Annotated in this window: 17 protein-coding genes; 9 read left to right on the forward strand and 8 right to left on the reverse strand. The window is 58.8% G+C overall.

The genetic code is table 11. The features are described 5' to 3' along the window. Positions 1–109: 109 nt before the first annotated feature. Positions 110–940, forward strand: coding sequence for a tRNA cyclic N6-threonylcarbamoyladenosine(37) synthase TcdA (tcdA, locus tag PI739_RS02335; protein WP_044309251.1), 831 nt, complete (start codon positions 110–112; stop codon positions 938–940). Here tcdA and PI739_RS02340 read toward each other — a convergent pair. Genes PI739_RS02340 through PI739_RS02355 form a run of 4 tightly spaced genes read right to left on the reverse strand, consistent with a single transcriptional unit; the run spans position 931 to position 4,029 of the window. Further along, on the reverse strand, positions 931–1,338 hold the full coding sequence (locus tag PI739_RS02340) for a SufE family protein (RefSeq protein WP_003364878.1): 408 nt from the start codon (positions 1,336–1,338) through the stop codon (positions 931–933). The two genes, tcdA and PI739_RS02340, sit on opposite strands and share 10 nt — an antisense overlap. Beyond that, complete coding sequence (locus PI739_RS02345) at positions 1,335–2,540, reverse strand: aminotransferase class V-fold PLP-dependent enzyme (protein ID WP_003364876.1); 1,206 nt, start codon at positions 2,538–2,540, stop codon at positions 1,335–1,337. The genes PI739_RS02340 and PI739_RS02345 overlap by 4 nt, the downstream gene beginning before the upstream one ends. Positions 2,541–2,599: 59 nt before the next feature. Next, complete coding sequence (dapD, locus tag PI739_RS02350) at positions 2,600–3,634, reverse strand: 2,3,4,5-tetrahydropyridine-2,6-dicarboxylate N-succinyltransferase (protein ID WP_003364873.1); 1,035 nt, start codon at positions 3,632–3,634, stop codon at positions 2,600–2,602. Between the two features lie 47 nt (positions 3,635–3,681). Then, complete coding sequence (locus tag PI739_RS02355; RefSeq protein ID WP_003364871.1) at positions 3,682–4,029, reverse strand: ArsC family reductase; 348 nt, start codon at positions 4,027–4,029, stop codon at positions 3,682–3,684. A 232-nt stretch (positions 4,030–4,261) separates the two neighbouring features. On the opposite strand from PI739_RS02355, the gene PI739_RS02360 reads away from it, so the two are divergent. After that, positions 4,262–4,492, forward strand: coding sequence for a hypothetical protein (locus tag PI739_RS02360; RefSeq protein WP_003314288.1), 231 nt, complete (start codon positions 4,262–4,264; stop codon positions 4,490–4,492). A 94-nt stretch (positions 4,493–4,586) separates the two neighbouring features. On the opposite strand, the gene PI739_RS02365 is transcribed toward PI739_RS02360, so the two are convergent. From PI739_RS02365 to map, 4 genes are all read right to left on the reverse strand, one after another. Continuing rightward, positions 4,587–5,432, reverse strand: coding sequence for a matrixin family metalloprotease (locus tag PI739_RS02365; RefSeq protein WP_054080753.1), 846 nt, complete (start codon positions 5,430–5,432; stop codon positions 4,587–4,589). 131 nt (positions 5,433–5,563) lie between these two features. Continuing rightward, positions 5,564–6,757, reverse strand: a complete 1,194-nt coding sequence (dapC, locus tag PI739_RS02370) for a succinyldiaminopimelate transaminase (protein WP_003433390.1) — start codon at positions 6,755–6,757, stop codon at positions 5,564–5,566. Between the two features lie 51 nt (positions 6,758–6,808). Further along, on the reverse strand, positions 6,809–9,505 hold the full coding sequence (locus PI739_RS02375) for a [protein-PII] uridylyltransferase (RefSeq protein ID WP_003364865.1): 2,697 nt from the start codon (positions 9,503–9,505) through the stop codon (positions 6,809–6,811). A gap of 65 nt (positions 9,506–9,570) precedes the next feature. Next, positions 9,571–10,353 (reverse strand): type I methionyl aminopeptidase, encoded by a 783-nt coding sequence (map, locus tag PI739_RS02380; protein ID WP_003391089.1) that lies wholly within the window; start codon positions 10,351–10,353, stop codon positions 9,571–9,573. Between the two features lie 313 nt (positions 10,354–10,666). Here map and rpsB point away from each other — a divergent pair, with 313 nt between their 5' ends. The 7 genes from rpsB to ispC all read left to right on the forward strand — a co-directional run bounded on the left by rpsB (position 10,667) and on the right by ispC (position 16,741). Beyond that, a complete protein-coding gene (gene rpsB, locus PI739_RS02385; RefSeq protein ID WP_003314293.1) occupies positions 10,667–11,410 on the forward strand; it encodes a 30S ribosomal protein S2 in 744 nt (247 codons plus the stop codon). A 190-nt stretch (positions 11,411–11,600) separates the two neighbouring features. Further along, the gene (tsf, locus tag PI739_RS02390) at positions 11,601–12,464 is read left to right on the forward strand and encodes a translation elongation factor Ts (protein WP_003364858.1); all 864 of its coding nucleotides are present in this window, start codon (positions 11,601–11,603) and stop codon (positions 12,462–12,464) included. A 205-nt stretch (positions 12,465–12,669) separates the two neighbouring features. Beyond that, complete coding sequence (gene pyrH, locus PI739_RS02395; protein ID WP_003364856.1) at positions 12,670–13,410, forward strand: UMP kinase; 741 nt, start codon at positions 12,670–12,672, stop codon at positions 13,408–13,410. Further along, on the forward strand, positions 13,410–13,967 hold the full coding sequence (gene frr / locus PI739_RS02400) for a ribosome recycling factor (protein ID WP_003433381.1): 558 nt from the start codon (positions 13,410–13,412) through the stop codon (positions 13,965–13,967). The genes pyrH and frr overlap by 1 nt, the downstream gene beginning before the upstream one ends. A 16-nt stretch (positions 13,968–13,983) precedes the next feature. Further along, a complete protein-coding gene (gene uppS, locus PI739_RS02405) occupies positions 13,984–14,739 on the forward strand; it encodes a polyprenyl diphosphate synthase (protein WP_003433380.1) in 756 nt (251 codons plus the stop codon). Next, complete coding sequence (locus PI739_RS02410; protein WP_003415535.1) at positions 14,739–15,554, forward strand: phosphatidate cytidylyltransferase; 816 nt, start codon at positions 14,739–14,741, stop codon at positions 15,552–15,554. The genes uppS and PI739_RS02410 overlap by 1 nt, the downstream gene beginning before the upstream one ends. Further along, positions 15,551–16,741 (forward strand): 1-deoxy-D-xylulose-5-phosphate reductoisomerase, encoded by a 1,191-nt coding sequence (gene ispC, locus PI739_RS02415; RefSeq protein WP_003364848.1) that lies wholly within the window; start codon positions 15,551–15,553, stop codon positions 16,739–16,741. The genes PI739_RS02410 and ispC overlap by 4 nt, the downstream gene beginning before the upstream one ends. Positions 16,742–16,753: the final 12 nt, after the last annotated feature.

Here is a 16,753-nt window from a genome sequence, read left to right on the forward strand (position 1 = left end):
TCTCTGGGGCAGCTCGTCAACGGACAACGACCTCGCCTGCCGGGAACAAGTCAGGTGTCTTGCCGTCGACAAACCCCTATAATGCGCGCCGGTTTTTGAGGTATTGATCATGAGCGCAGAAGATCCACGGTTCGCGGGTATCGCCCGTCTATATGGCATCGAGGGGTTGGCACGCCTGCGCGCGGCTCATGTGGCGGTGGTGGGTATCGGCGGTGTGGGCTCCTGGGCGGCGGAAGCGATGGCGCGCAGTGGCGTGGGCGAGATTTCGCTGTTCGACATGGACGATGTCTGTGTCAGTAACAGCAACCGCCAGTTGCATGCGCTGAGCGGTACGGTCGGCCAGCCGAAAGTCGAGGTGATGGCTGAGCGTATCCGCGCGATCAACCCAGATTGCATTGTCCACGCCGTGGCTGATTTCGTGACCCGCGACACCATGGCCGAGTGCATTACCCCTGACATGGACTTCGTGATCGACTGTATCGACAGCGTCAATGCCAAGGCTGCGCTGATTTCCTGGTGCAAACGACGCAAGATTCAGATGGTCACCACCGGCGGGGCGGGTGGGCAGATCGATCCGACCCTGATTCAGATCGCCGACCTCAACCGCACCTTCAATGACCCGCTGGCCTCCAAGGTGCGCTCGACCCTGCGTCGGGATTATGGTTTTTCACGTACGCCGAACCGTCACTACAGCGTGCCTTGCGTGTTTTCCAGCGAGCAACTGCGCTACCCCAAGCCGGATGGCAGCATTTGTCTGGAAAAGAAATTTGTCGGCGAGGGCGTAAAGCTCGATTGCGCCGGTGGTTTCGGTGCCGTGATGATGGTGACCGCGACCTTTGGCATGGTTGCCGCCACCCGTGCAGTGGACAAGTTGGTGGCGGGCACGCGACGGCCTTCGGAGCGGGTCAAGCCAGCGGCTGCAACGCCCGATCAGGCTTGAGTCAGATGGCGCATCTTCTGCAGTACGGCATTCAGGCCGTTGCTGCGCGAGGGTGAGAGTTGGCGGGCGAGTCCCAATCGATTGAACCAGTCAGGTAAATCCACGGCTGCCAGTTCTCGTTCCGACAGGCCGTTGACACGCGCCAGCAGCAGCGCTACCAGACCGCGAATCAGTCGAGCGTCGCTCGCAGCTCGAAACAGCCAGGCGTCGTCGCTGACTTCGCCGGTCAGCCAGACCTTGCTTTCACAACCGTGCACCAGATTGTCGTCGGTCCTTTCTTCGTCACTCAACGGCGCCAGTTGATCGCCCCATTGCATCAGCAGGCGCGCGCGCTGTTCCCAGCCTTGTTGCCGGGAAAAACTGTCGAGCGCAGTTTGCGCCAATGCGGGCAGGCTCATCGAAGCAGCTCCAGTGCCTGATCCAGTGCGCTGAAGAACTGCAGCAGATCGTCCGAATCGTTGTACAGCGCCAGTGACACCCGAATTGCGCCGGGCAGGCCAAGGGTCTTGAACAGCGGCATCGCGCAGTGATGACCGGCGCGTACGGCTATGCCCTGTTCGGTCAGCAGGTGGGCCACATCGGCATTGTGAATACCGTCGACGACGAAGCTGACCAGTGCCAGATCCGGCGAGCCCAGGACCTGAATGCCGTCCCGCTGCTGCAGGCCCTCGAGCAGGCGACGGTGCAGTCTGGCTTCATGTTCTGCAACCGCCTGATGGTCGAGACTGTCCAGATAACCCAGCGTAGCGCCCAGACCGATCACGCTGGCGATGGGCGGGGTGCCGGCTTCGAAACCCAGGGGTGCCGGACGAAATTTCGCGTGCTGATAATCGGCCGTCAGCACCATCTCGCCGCCGAACTGCCAATGCGCGAGGCTGGGCAGCGCCTCGTTGCGTCCGTAAAGCACGCCGAGTCCTTCCGGGCCGTACAGTTTGTGGCTGGAAAACACATAAAAATCGCAACCCAGCGCCTGCACATCGTGGCGTCCGTGCACCACGCCTTGTGAGCCGTCCACGACGGTGAGTGCGCCTTGGGTCTTGGCCAGTGCGATGAGGCGGGCCAAGGGTTGCCAGGTGCCGAGCACGTTTGAGAGCTGGGTGACTGCGAGCAGGCGTGTGCGCGGTCCGATCAGGTTGGCTGCCGCATCGCAGTCGATCACGCCATCAATGTCCAGCGGCAGAATTACCAGTTTCAGGCCGCGTCGCTGAGCCAGTTGCTGCCATGGCAGCAGATTGGCGTGATGTTCCAGCGCGCTGATGGCGATTTCGTCGCCCGCAGCGAATTCATGTTCCAGCCCGTAGGCCAGCAGGTTCAGCGCAGACGTTGCGCCGTGGGTGAAGATGATCTGGCCGTGTTCACCGGCATTCAGCCAGTGGGCGACCTTGCCACGGCTGGCCTCGAACGCCTGGGTGGCGTGCGCGCCGGGCAGATGCTGGGCACGATGCACGTTGGCGGCACCGTTGGTGTAGTAATGAGTCAGGGCGTCGATCAGCGCCTGAGGCTTCTGCGTCGTGGCGGCATTGTCCAGATAGGTCTGGCCTTGCCGTTGCAGAGCGGCGAGTGCGGGGAAGTCGCTGCGCCAGGGAGAGAAGAGGGGCATTGTTCGTCCAGCGTGTGGAGGCGGGTTCAACGCCATCGGCCTCGAACCCGCACACAGCATCAGTTATGAGCGTGCAGTGCTTCGTTCAGCTCGATGGCCGACTTGTGGGTTTTGCATTCCACTGCGCCGGTCTGAGAGTTGCGACGGAACAGCAGGTCTGTCTGACCTGCCAGCTCACGGGCCTTGACGATCTTGACCAGCTCATTGTTTTCGTCGAGCAGCGCGACCTTGGTACCTGCGGTCACATACAGACCCGACTCCACGGTGTTGCGATCACCCAACGGGATGCCGATGCCGGCGTTGGCGCCAATCAGGCAGCCTTCACCGACCTTGATGACGATGTTGCCGCCACCGGACAGCGTACCCATGGTCGAGCAGCCGCCGCCCAGATCCGAACCCTTGCCGACGAATACGCCGGCGGAAACGCGGCCTTCGATCATGCCCGGGCCTTCGGTGCCGCCATTGAAGTTGACGAAGCCTTCGTGCATGACGGTCGTGCCTTCGCCGATATAGGCGCCCAGACGCACGCGAGCGCTGTCAGCGATACGAACGCCGCTCGGCACAACGTAATCGGTCATTTTCGGGAATTTGTCGACCGAGAATACTTCCAGCAGCTCGCCCTTGAGGCGTGCTTCGAGTTGACGCTCGGCCAGTTCGACCAGGTCGACCGCGCCCTGGCTGGTCCAGGCCACGTTTGGCAGCAGAGGGAAGATGCCTGCCAGGTTCAGACCGTGCGGCTTGACCAGGCGGTGCGACAGCAGATGCAGCTTGAGGTACGCCTCGGGAGTCGACGTCAGTGTGGCGTCTTCAGCCAGCAGGGTCGCGACCAGCGGCTTCTGGCTTTCGGCCAGGCGAGTCAGCAGTGCGGCTTGAGTCGTGTCCACGGATTTGACCGCTTCGGCCAGCTTGTAGGCCAGATCGACATTGAAGGTGATTGCCTGGTTGCCGCCGGTGTAACCCAGAACCGGTGCGATGGCCGCGACCAGTTCCGCAGAAGGATTGATCAGAGGCTGAGCATAAAATACTTCAAGCCATGCGCCTTGACGATTTTGGGTGCCGACGCCGAAGGCCAGGCTGAACAGGGTGGTGGACATGTAAATACCTCGTGGCTTTATCAAGGGGCTTTCAGTAGCGCTCTGGCTTACTGTAAAGCCGCTGCATACAGGTCAGGCTTGAAGCCGATCAGGGTTTTATTGCCCAGATCAAGCACTGGACGCTTAATCATGGACGGCTGCGCGAGCATCAGTTCTATGGCTTTCGCCTGGTCGAGATCGGCCTTTTGTCCGTCTTCGAGCTTGCGAAAGGTCGTGCCTGCGCGGTTCAGCACAACCTGCCATCCGTGTTCATTGCACCACTGCTCGAGGTGCTCGCGGTCGATGCCCTGGGTCTTGTAGTCGTGAAATTCGTAGCTCGCCGAATGCTCGTCGAGCCAGGTACGGGCCTTTTTCATCGTGTCGCAGGCTTTGATGCCAAACAGAGTGTAAGTCATTGTTTAAGGTGGGGTGGCTGATCTTGCTCGATACTCCCCACGTCCTCTCCTCGCAATTTAGCCGGCTATTATGCCACGTCATTCCGTTCAGTGTTGTGACAGCGCCAGTACGGAGACTGAACGGAAACTAGATAATAAGGCTAACCATCATTAAGAAAACTTCACCCGCTCACGCTTGAGTCGCTGGCTGCTGCGGGCAATTATTACCCGTCATTTGAAGTTTGGGTGCGTTATGTCTGAGCAAGAGAAGAAGCGTCAGGAAGCGCTTGTCCGGCAGCGTTATTACAGGGAGCGTCAACGTGCCGAGGGATTCAAGCAAAGTACCCTCTGGATTCACGGTGAAGCCGAAGCCCAGGGCCGGCTGGCTGCTCGTGAAGGAAAGCCGTTGCTGCCCATGCAGTCTCATGATCCTGTCAGTTGGGCGGTCGGCTGGGTAGCTGAAAAGCTGCGAACCCGAGAATAGTCAGCACTTTTCTCAGGCGGTCACGCCACACGTGCGAAACGTATGGCGCACTGTTGATTGCAGCAGGATCAGCACCTGTTCGAACGCTGTCCTGTCAGGGCGTTTCGAATTTCGAGTTGCTCCGGTCCGCGTAGATGGCGCTCATCACGGCGATATCATTGCTGCTGAGCGTCTTGCCCACATTGATGATCTCGAAATCGCCGAGGGTCAGGCCGTTGGGGATATCGAAATGCATGACCGAATCACGATCGTAAGCCGAATGGTGGAAATCGGCGGCCTCGTACCTGTCGAAGAAATTGATATTGATCTCTTCGTCACTCAACCCGGTTTGCGAAAGCAGTGAGCGCACCAGTGGTTCGTTCCAGGGGATGTTTGCCTGCGGATGTTGATGCTCGTGAACCGCGCCCAATGCGTGTCCGAATTCATGCAGAACGATACGCGTCAGGTCCGGCATTGGTTTCAGGTCCGCCGCGTACAGTTCTTTGACGTTGAACTCCATGGTCGATTCATCAGGCTCGGCCAGCAGGGTATCGGTGCCTATGGCGCTCCAGTTCAGATGTTCATTGAAGCCAATTCGGATATCGCTCGCTCCGTCCGTCACGAACTCGAATTTCAGGTTTATGTGCGGCAGCCATTTGCTTGCCGCTTCCACGATGGGGGCTGTGAGGGTGGCTGGAGGATTCTTAAGGAAAAGAACTTTCAGGGTTCGCCCGCGAGCCCAGTATTTGCTGAACGAAACCAGCAGGCGCGCCTGCTGCCTTGGCTGGCCGGTGTCGTCGGTTTCCGAGTTGTACGCAGGGTTGATAGCCGCGTTGGCGGGATTTTCGTGAATCGCTGCTTCATACGAAGCCTGGTGATTTCCAGCGCTGCGCATGCAGCAGGATGCGGGCAGTTTTACGCCTTTGGGAGCAGTGGATGCGGGCATGGGATTGGCCTTCATGGTGATTCGCTCCGTGTCCGGAAGCATGAAAAATGAAGGTTGAGAGTACGTTCACGCAGCGGGCGGGAGGTGGTAACTAATTACCCCGCCGCACATTGCATGCGGCGGGGTGATTTTTTTGGGTTTGGCTTTTACTTGCTCAGGAAGGCGCGGATACGTTCGGCCGCTTCGATGCATTCCGCCAACGGTGCCACGAGTGCCAGACGCACCCGGCCTGCGCCAGGGTTGACGCCGTCCACTTCGCGGGAAAGGTACGAGCCCGGTACTGCGGTGACGTGCTGATCGACGAACAGATCGCGGCAAAATGCAGCGTCATCGGTACCAACATTCGGCCACAGGTAAAAGCCGCCGTCCGGGCGCTGAACGTCGAGCACCGGGCTCAGGATGTCGAGCACCGCAGCGAACTTCTCGCGGTACAGATCACGGTTGGCGCGTACGTGCTCCTCATCATTCCAGGCCGCGATGCTGGCCAGTTGAGTCTGAACCGGCATGGCGCAGCCGTGGTAGGTCCGATACAGCAGGAAGGCCTTGAGGATCTCCGCGTCACCCGCCACAAAACCGGAGCGCAGGCCCGGCAGATTGGAGCGCTTGGACAGGCTGTGGAAGACCACGCAGCGTTTGAAATCCTTGCGGCCCAGCTCGACGCAGGCGCTGAGCAGGCCCGGCGGCGGGGTTTGTTCGTCGAAGTACAGCTCGCTGTAGCACTCGTCCGCAGCAATGACAAAGTCATGTTCGTCAGCCAGGGCAATGAGCTTTTTCAGGGTTTCAACCGGGATCAGTGCACCGGTCGGGTTGCCTGGCGAGCACAGAAAGAGGATCTGGCAACGCTTCCAGATATCCGGGCTGACGGCATCGAAATCGGGATTGAAACCGTTCTCGCTCAGGCATGGCAGGTAGTGCGGCTGGGCTCCGGCCAGAAAAGCGGCGCCTTCATAGATCTGGTAAAACGGATTCGGGCTGATCACCAGGCCGTCATCACTGCGATTGACCACGGTCTGGGTGAAGGCGAACAGCGCTTCGCGCGTGCCATTGACCGGTAGTACATTGCGCGCCGGATCGATCCAGTCCTGTGGCACGTCGAACCGACGGCTGCACCAGCCGGCAATGGCTTCGCGCAGTGCCGGAATACCCAGCGTGGTCGGGTAAACCGCCATCTGATCAAGGTTGTCGGCCAGCGCCTTGGCAACGAAATCGGGGGAGCGGTGCTTCGGTTCGCCAATCGACAGCGCTACCGGACGCTTTTCCGGATTGGGCGTTACGCCGGCCAGCAAAGCGCGCAGCTTCTCGAACGGGTAAGGCTGAAGCAGTTGCATGGCGTTATTCATGGAACGTGTTCCTCAATGAGCTGCGTTGAGTCGATTCGTATGACCGAGTATTCATATGCTGATCCGCAAATCGCCGCCTGGCTCTGAGTTGACGCTCAGTTGCTTGACGATTGCATCCTGCAACTGGCGGCACAATTGTGGATCGGACAGTGGGTGATTGTTGGCGTCGGTGATGAAGAACACGTCTTCCACACGTTCGCCCAGCGTCGCAATCTTGGCGTTTTGCAGGGACAGGTCGAATTCCAGGAAGATTTTGCCGATGCGCGCCAGCAGGCCGGGGCGATCCGGTGCCAGCAGTTCGAGTACCGTCACCGGACGCTGGGCGTCGTTGTGAATGGTGACTTGCGGTGCGAAAGCAAAGTGCTTGAGCTGCCGTGGCACGCGGCGCTTGATGATTGTCGGGTAATCATCCGGGTTGCGCAGGGCCTCGGTCAGGCCTTCGCGGATATCCTGAATCCGCTCCGGATTGTTGCCGATCGAACCGCCTTCATGGTCGAGAACGATGTAGGTGTCGAGTGTGAATTTGCTGCTGGACGTAATAATACGCGCGTCATGAATGTTCAGGTTCAGCTGGTCCATCGCCGCCACGGTCACCGCGAAGAAATCATGCTGATCCGGGGCGTAAATGAAGATCTGTGTACCGCCCTCGAATTCACGCTGTGTGGTCTCCTTGATCAGCACCAGCGGACCGCCGTCGGCCGGTTGCTGCAGAATTGCATCGCTATGCCAGGCCACATCGCCTGCGGTGTGACGCAGGAAGTAATCGTCGCCCAGCGCTGACCAGAGCTGCTCGACGTCATCCGGATCGGTGCCGTTGCGTACCAGAATATCCAGCGCGGCAGTCTGTGTGCGACGAATCTGTTCTTCGCGGTCGACCGGATTTTCCAGGCCGCGGCGCAAGGCTCGCTTGGTCTCGGTGTACAGCTGGCGCAGCAGGCTGGCACGCCACGAGTTCCAGAGCGTCGGATTGGTCGCATTGATGTCGGCGACGGTCAGCACATACAGGTAATCCAGATGCACTTCATCGCCCACGAACTGGGCAAAGTCGTGGATGACCTGCGGGTCGGAAAGGTCCTTGCGCTGGGCTGTGGTCGACATCACCAGGTGGTTGCTCACCAGCCAGACGATGAGCCGGGTGTCCCACGCAGGCAGATGATGGCGCGTGCCGAACGCCTGTGCGTCGATTGCGCCCAGCTCCGAGTGATCACCGCCACGACCCTTGCCGATGTCGTGATAAAGCCCGGCCAGGTAGATCAACTCCGGCTTGGGCAGACGGCCCATGATCTTGCTGGCCAGCGGAAATTTCTCGGACACTTCGGTGTATTGCAGCTTGCGCAGGTGTTTGATCAGATTCAGCGTGTGCGCATCGACGGTATAGATGTGAAACAGGTCATGCTGCATCTGGCCGACGATATGGCCGAACTCGGGCAGGTACAGGCCGAGAATGCCGTAGCGGTTCATCCGGCGCAGGTTGCGATGAATGCCGATTTCGCACTTGAACAGCTCGATGAACAGGCTGGTGTTGCGAATATCATTGCGGAAGTCATCGTTGATCAGGTGACGATGTTCACGCAGCAAACGAATGGTATCGGCACGCACACCCTTTATTTCCGGATGCTGGGCCATGAGCACGAAGATTTCGATCATGGCAAACGGGGTGCGCTTGAAGACGTTCGGGTGGGTAGCTTCTATATAGCCGTCGTGCAACTGAAAGCGTGAATTGATCGGCTGTGCCGTACCGCTGTCGTCGGAAAGAATCACTTCTTCGAAATGCTGGATGATCAGATCGCTGAGTTCGGCGATGCTCATGACCACTCGGTAGTACTTCTGCATGAAGCGCTCTATGGCCAGCTTGGCATCGTTGTCTTCATAGCCCAGCAAGCCGGCGATGCGTACCTGATAATCGAACAGAAGCCGGTCCTCGGAGCGTCCGGCCAGCATGTGCAGCGCGTAACGCACCTTCCACAAAAACTCCTGAGAGGAGGCGAGCAGGGCGTTTTCGCTGCCCAGCAGGAAGCCTTCGCCTGCCAGCGCATGCAGGTTCAGCGTGCCGTACTGGCGTCGCGCTACCCAGAGGATGGTCTGAATATCGCGCAGGCCGCCTGGAGAACCCTTGACGTTGGGTTCCAGGTTGTATTCGGTGTCGTTGTACTTGTGGTGACGTTTTTTCTGTTCCGCGTGCTTGGCGAGGAAGAACTCCTTGCTCGGCCACATGTGCTCGGTGCTGGTGACTTCCAGCATGCGCTGGCGCAGATGCTCGGGGCCGGCGATGGTGCGGCTTTCCATCAGATTGGTGATCACGGTCAGGTCGGCGCGGCCTTCCTGTGCGCATTCGTTGACCGAGCGTACGCTCTGTCCGACTTCCAGGCCGATGTCCCACAGCAGCGTCAGAAACCGCTCGATGGGTTCGCGGAAAACTTCGTGGTCGTCGCTGTCCAGCAGGATCAGCAGATCGATGTCCGAGTACGGGTGCAGCTCGCCGCGGCCATAGCCACCCACTGCCAGGAGCGCGATGTCGGCGTCTTCACTCCATTCGAACTGATCCCAGGCCTTTTGCAGGATGTTATCGACAAACCATGCCCGGTCCTCGATCAGTCGTCGAATGTCACGGCCCGACCGGAAGCGCTCATCAAGGACGTCTCTCGCTTTGCGGATGGCCTTCTTGAACGCAGCGATGGGGCTGGCTTTCAAGGCCAGTTCGGCCTGGAACTGGCCACGATCGAACAAGTCTGGATCTACTTGCGGCATTGAGCAGTATTCCTCGTGTCGGGCTGTGCAAGTGACGGGCCTGGGTTCAGCGGGGCAGACTCGGGTCAGGGAGCCTTTTGGGCAATGGTGTCGTCGCTGCGCAAGGTGAAGATTTCGTAACCGTCGGCGGTCACCAGCAGCGTGTGTTCCCATTGCGCCGAGAGCTTGCGGTCCTTGGTGATCGCCGTCCAGCCATCGCCGAGGATCTTGGTTTCAGGGCGCCCCTGGTTGATCATCGGCTCGATGGTGAAGGTCATGCCTTCCTGCAGTTCGATACCGGTTCCGGCTTCGCCAAAGTGCATGACCTGCGGCTCTTCATGAAACACCTTGCCGATGCCATGACCACAGAACTCGCGAACCACGGAGAAACCGTTCTTTTCAGCGTGTTTCTGGATGACGGCACCGATGTCCCCCAGGCGCGTGCCGGGCTTGACGATTTCGATGGCCTTGTACAGGCACTCCTGAGTCACCTTCGACAGGCGCTCGGCCCATACCGGAACGGTGCCGACATGGAACATCCTGCTGGTGTCGCCATGGTAGCCGTCCTTGATGACAGTGACGTCGATGTTCAGCGAGTCACCGTCCTTCAGCTTCTTGTCGCTCGGGATGCCGTGGCAGACCACCTGGTTGATCGAGGTGCAGATCGACTTGGGGAAGCCCTTGTAGTTCAGCGGGGCCGGGATCGCCTTCTGTTCGTTGACGATATAGTCGTGGCAGAGGCGGTCCAGCTCTTCGGTGGTCACACCGGGCTTGACGTGCGGCGCTATCATTTCCAGAACATCGGCGGCCAGGCGACCGGCGATGCGCATCTTTTCGATGTCTTCCGGGGTTTTGAGGGTGATGGTCATACGAATTCTCTCGGCGTGGCAGGCACGCGGTTGGTGCGCAAAGGCGCAATTCTATCAGACCGCCGGTGCCGGGTAATCATCGCTTCCTTCTATAGGCTGTCCATGAAGCTGCAAAGTCACCGCAAAACAAGCACTTGATGGGAGTTCCGTTCTCTTCCCTTTTATGATATAAAATGCGCCGCTTTCCAAGGTCCGTCCTTGAAGCACAAACCCACACACGTGTCGACACGATGACCTGGGTGCCCTTGGCAGATGCCATTGGTTGGTCATTGGGATACGTGGAGGCCTAACCCGACTTATCAAGGAACTATTTATGTCCCAAGTCAATATGCGCGATATGCTGAAGGCTGGTTGCCACTTCGGCCACCAGACCCGTTACTGGAATCCGAAAATGGGTAAGTACATTTTCGGCGCGCGTAACAAGATTCACATCATCAACCTTGAAAAAACCCTGCCTATGTTCAACGAAGCTCTGACTTTCGTTGAGCGCCTGGCTTCGGGCAAAAACAAGATTCTGTTCGTCGGCACCAAGCGTTCCGCTGGCAAGATCGTTGCTGAAGAAGCAGCACGTTGCGGTTCGCCGTACGTCGACCATCGCTGGTTGGGCGGCATGCTGACCAACTTCAAGACCATCCGTCAGTCGATCAAACGTCTGCGTGAGCTGGAAGTACAGGCTGAAGACGGTACTTTCGCCAAGCTGACCAAGAAAGAAGCCCTGATGCGTACCCGTGATCTGGAAAAACTGGATCGCAGCCTGGGTGGTATCAAGGACATGGGCGGTCTGCCGGACGCTCTGTTCGTCATCGACGTTGATCACGAGCGCATCGCGATCACCGAAGCCAACAAGCTGGGCATCCCGGTTATCGGCGTCGTCGATACCAACAGCAGCCCGGAAGGCGTCGACTACATCATCCCGGGCAACGATGACGCAATCCGCGCCATCCAGCTGTACATGGGTTCGATGGCTGATGCTGTTATCCGTGGTCGTAACAATGTTGCTGGCGGCACCGACGTTTTCGTCGAAGAAGCTCCAGCTGCAGCTGCTGTAGAAGGCTGAGTACAAACGCCTGGCGTTTACTCAGTACGCGAAAAGGGGGCTTAGCCCCCTTTTTGCCACCTAGGAAATGATTTGTCGGTCTGTAACCATGACCTCGCTGTCATGTGTTGCTGCCACCCTGATTTTTCAAGAATTGCACGCCCGGCCTGTCGGGTGGAATGGTTGAAGACCTATCCAAGAGGATTTTGAAATGGCAGAGATTACTGCAGCGTTGGTCAAAGAACTGCGCGAGCGTACCGGCGAAGGCATGATGGATTGCAAAAAGGCCTTGACCAAGGCTGGCGGCGACATCGAAAAAGCAATCGACGATATGCGTGCTTCCGGCGCCATCAAGGCCGCCAAGAAAGCAGGTAACGTGGCTGCTGAAGGCGCTATCGCCATCAAGGACGACGGTAAAGCCGCTGTCATCATCGAAGTCAACTCGCAGACCGACTTCCTGGCCCTGCAAGACGACTTCAAGGCTTTCGTTGCTGCAAGCGTCGAAAAAGCCTTCGCTGACAAGATGACTGATGCCGCTCCGTTGATCGAAGCTCAGGAAGCTGCACGTCTGGTACTGGTCGGCAAGGTTGGCGAAAACGTCAACATCCGTCGCCTGAAGCGTATCGAAGGTGATGTTGTAGGTACTTACCTGCACGGCAACAAGATCGGCGTAGTTGTTACCCTCAAGGGTGGCGACGTCGAGCTGGCCAAAGATATCGCCATGCACGTAGCGGCAAGCAACCCTGAGTTCCTGTTCCCTTCGGAAGTGTCTGCTGAAGCGATCGAGCGCGAGAAGAATGTCTTCCTGCAACTGAACGAAGACAAGATCAAAGGCAAGCCGGCTGACATCGTTGAGAAAATGGTTGGCGGTCGTATCACCAAGTTCCTGGCAGAAGCCAGCCTGGTCGAGCAAGCCTTCGTCAAGAACCCGGAAGTCAAGGTCGGTGATCTGGCCAAGAAAGCCGGCGCTGAAATCGTTTCCTTCACCTACTTCAAAGTAGGCGACGGCATCGAGAAACCAGTTGATAACTTCGCTGATGAAGTGGCTGCTCAACTGGCTGCCGCCAAGCAGTAAGACGGTTTTTCAACTGTCGCCCCAAAGAGGCTGCCCGCTCACGCGTGCGGCCTCTTTGTCGAAAGAGAAAGGGAAATTTTCCTTGGAGATTGTGCCCACAAGGCTGCATTCTCCCGACGCGCGCAAAGCGTCAAGCTAAAGTAAGCGCAGGCTTGAAATAGCCCGCACAGATTTTTTTCAGAAAACGCCGCAGGAGAGATTCGCAATGGCTCAGCAGGGCAGTGGTTATCAGGCTCGCTATAAACGCATTCTACTCAAGCTTAGCGGTGAGGCCCTCATGGGCTCGGAAGAGTTCGGCATCGATCCCAAGGTGCTGGATCGCATGGCGCTGGAAGTCGGCCAGCTGGTCGGTATCGGCGTTCAGGTCGGTCTGGTGATCGGCGGCGGCAACCTGTTTCGTGGCGCGGCCTTGAGTGCTGCGGGCATGGATCGGGTGACAGGCGATCACATGGGCATGCTGGCCACTGTGATGAACGCCCTGGCAATGCGCGATGCGCTGGAGCGCGCTAATATCACCGCCATCGTGATGTCGGCCATTTCCATGGTAGGCGTGACCGATCATTACGACCGCCGCAAGGCCATGCGCCATCTCAGCTCGAAGGAAGTGGTGATTTTTGCTGCCGGCACTGGTAATCCGTTCTTTACGACCGACTCGGCTGCCTGCCTGCGAGCGATCGAGATCGACGCCGATGTAGTGCTCAAGGCCACCAAGGTGGACGGTGTCTACACTGCAGATCCGTTCAAGGACCCGAATGCCGAGAAGTTCGATCATCTGACCTACGATGAAGTGCTGGATCGCAAGCTGGGTGTGATGGATCTGACCGCAATCTGCCTGTGTCGCGATCACAAGATGCCATTGCGCGTCTTCAACATGAACAAGCCGGGTGCTCTTCTGAATATCGTCCATGGTGGCGCTGAAGGGACCCTGATCGAGGAAGCACAATAATGATCAACGAAATCAAGAAAGACGCTCAGACCCGCATGCAGAAGAGTCTGGAGTCGCTGACCCATGCGTTCACCCGTATCCGTACCGGCAAAGCGCATCCGAGCATCCTCGGTGGTGTCATGGTTCCTTACTACGGTGCCGATACCCCGCTCAGCCAGGTGGCCAACGTCACCGTCAAGGACTCGCGTACCCTTCAGGTCGTAGCGTTCGAGCGCAACATGCTGGCCGCTGTCGACAAGGCCATCCAGAGTTCCGGTCTGGGTTTCAACCCGACCAACCTGGGTGAGTTGCTGCTGATCTCCATGCCGGCGCTGACCGAAGAAACCCGTAAGGGCTTCACCAAGCAGGCGCGTGATGCCGCAGAAGATGCCCGTGTGGCCGTCCGTAACATTCGCCGTGACGCCTTGAGCCAGTTGAAAGACCTGGTCAAGGAGAAGGAAATCAGCGAAGACGAAGAGCGTCGTGCGGCTGACGACATACAGAAGCTGACTGACAAGTTCGTGGCGGAAATCGAAGTTGCGGTCAAGCAGAAAGAAGCCGATCTGATGGCTGTTTAAGGTTTCGGACGCTTTCATGGAAAAGATAAAACCGGCCATGACGCCCTCGGTGCCGCGCCATGTCGCGATTATCATGGATGGTAATAATCGCTGGGCCAAGAAGCGCCTGCTGCCAGGCGTTGCAGGCCACAAGGCGGGTGTCGATGCTGTGCGGGCCGTTATCGAGGTCTGCGCTGAAGCCCGGGTCGAAGTGCTGACACTGTTCGCGTTTTCCAGTGAAAACTGGCAGCGCCCGGCCGAAGAGGTGGGTGCGCTGATGGAGCTGTTTTTCACGGCGTTGCGCCGTGAAACCAAGCGCCTGAACGAAAACGAGATCAGCCTGCGTATCATCGGCGACCGCTCGCGCTTTCACCCTGAACTTCAGGCGGCCATGCGCGAGGCGGAAGTGCGCACCTCCGGCAATAGCCGCTTCGTGCTGCAGATCGCTGCCAACTACGGTGGGCAGTGGGACATCGCGCAGGCCGCCCAGCGGCTGGCGCGTGAGGTTCAGGCCGGACATCTGCAGCCGGAGGACATTACTCCCCAGTTGTTGCAGACCTGTCTGGCCACCGGCGACCTGCCGTTGCCGGATCTGTGCATCCGCACCGGCGGTGAGCACCGCATCAGCAACTTCCTGCTTTGGCAGCTGGCCTACGCCGAGCTGTACTTCTCCGACCTGTTCTGGCCGGACTTCAAACACGATGCCATGCGCGCTGCGCTGGCAGATTTCGCTTCTCGCCAACGTCGCTTCGGTAAAACCAGCGAACAGGTAGAAGCTGGAGCCCGGGCTTAATGCTGAAACAACGGATCATCACGGCACTCATTCTGTTGCCGATCGCCTTGTGCGGGTTTTTCCTGCTGACCGGCATGTACTTCGCCCTGTTCATCGGGGTGGTCGTGGTTCTGGGTGCCTGGGAATGGGCACGACTCGCAGGTTTTGCCGCACAGTCGATGCGTATCGGCTATGCGGCTGTGGTCGCTGTTCTGCTTTTTCTCATGTACCTGCTGCCGGGGCTGGAGCCCTGGGTGCTGGTTGCCGCAGTCATCTGGTGGGGCGTTGCGACCTTTCTGGTCCTTACCTATCCGGACTCGAGCAGTCACTGGGCAAGTGCAGCGTGCAAGCTGGTCATCGGTCTTCTGATTCTGCTGCCTGCATGGCAGGGTCTGGTTCTGATCAAGCAATGGCCGCTGGGTAACTGGCTGATTCTGTCGGTAATGGTGCTGGTCTGGGCCGCCGACATTGGTGCTTATTTCTCCGGCAAGGCTTTTGGCAAGCGCAAGCTTGCGCCCAAGGTGAGCCCTGGCAAGAGCTGGGAGGGCGTATATGGCGGTCTGGTGGTCAGTCTGGGCATCACGGCAGCAGTGGGCTTTTCCCGCGACTGGACGGTTGCGCAGTTCATTGCGGCGCTCTTCGGCGCAGCGGTGATCGTATTCATCTCGGTGATTGGCGACCTGACCGAAAGCATGTTCAAGCGCCAGTCCGGGGTCAAGGACAGCAGCAATCTGTTGCCTGGCCACGGCGGGGTGCTGGACCGTATCGACAGCCTCACGGCGGCCATCCCGGTATTTGCCGTTCTGCTCTGGGCCGCTGACTGGGGTGTCATGTGAGTGGGCCGCAACAAATTACCATTCTGGGTGCAACCGGTTCCATCGGACTGAGCACTCTGGATGTCGTTGCCCGTCATCCAACGCTTTATCAAGTGTTCGCGCTCACCGGCTTCAGCCGTCTGAACGAACTGCTGGCCTTGTGCATCAGGCACACGCCGCAATACGCCGTAGTGCCTGATCAGGTGGTCGCCCGCAAACTGCAGGATGACCTAGCGGCTGCCGGGCTCGATACCCGGGTGCTGGTCGGCGAGGGCGGTTTGTGCGAAGTGGCCGCTGACCCACGGGTCGATGCGGTCATGGCCGCCATTGTCGGGGCTGCCGGCTTGCGTCCGACGCTGGCTGCGGTGGAAGCGGGCAAGAAGGTATTGCTGGCCAACAAGGAAGCGCTGGTCATGTCCGGCGCCCTGTTCATGCAGGCTGTTCGGCAAAATGGCGCTGTGCTTTTGCCCATCGACAGCGAGCACAATGCGATCTTCCAGTGCCTGCCCGGCGACTTCGCCCGCGGGCTGGGTGCCGTCGGTGTTCGGCGGATCATGCTGACTGCCTCGGGCGGACCGTTCCGCGAAACGCCGCTGGAGCAGTTGCAGAATGTTACGCCAGAGCAGGCCTGTGCCCATCCGGTCTGGTCGATGGGTCGCAAGATCTCCGTCGATTCGGCAACCATGATGAACAAGGGGCTCGAGCTGATCGAAGCCTGCTGGCTGTTCGATGCGCGTCCGGATCAGGTCGAGGTGGTCATTCACCCGCAAAGCGTGATCCACTCGCTGGTCGATTATGTCGATGGCTCGGTGCTGGCTCAATTGGGAAATCCCGACATGCGTACCCCCATCGCCAATGCACTGGCATGGCCTGCGCGTGTAGACTCTGGCGTTGCGCCACTGGATCTGTTTCGTATCGGCCAGCTTGATTTTCAGGCGCCGGACGAGGAACGATTCCCTTGTCTGCGGCTGGCCCGACAGGCGGCGGAGGCTGGGGGCAGTGCACCTGCCATGCTCAACGCGGCCAATGAAGTGGCCGTTGCGGCATTCCTCGAAGGGCGTATCCGCTACCTGGAAATCGCCGGTATTATCGAGGAGGTTCTCGATCACGAGCCTGTCACCGCGGTCGAAGGGCTGGATGCGGTGTTCGCAGCTGACGCGAAGGCGCGTTTGCTGGCAGGCCAATGGCTTGAGAGACACGGGCGATAGCGACCTGAAAAC

This window comes from Pseudomonas cerasi, assembly GCF_027983475.1.
GTDB lineage: Bacteria > Pseudomonadota > Gammaproteobacteria > Pseudomonadales > Pseudomonadaceae > Aquipseudomonas > Aquipseudomonas cerasi.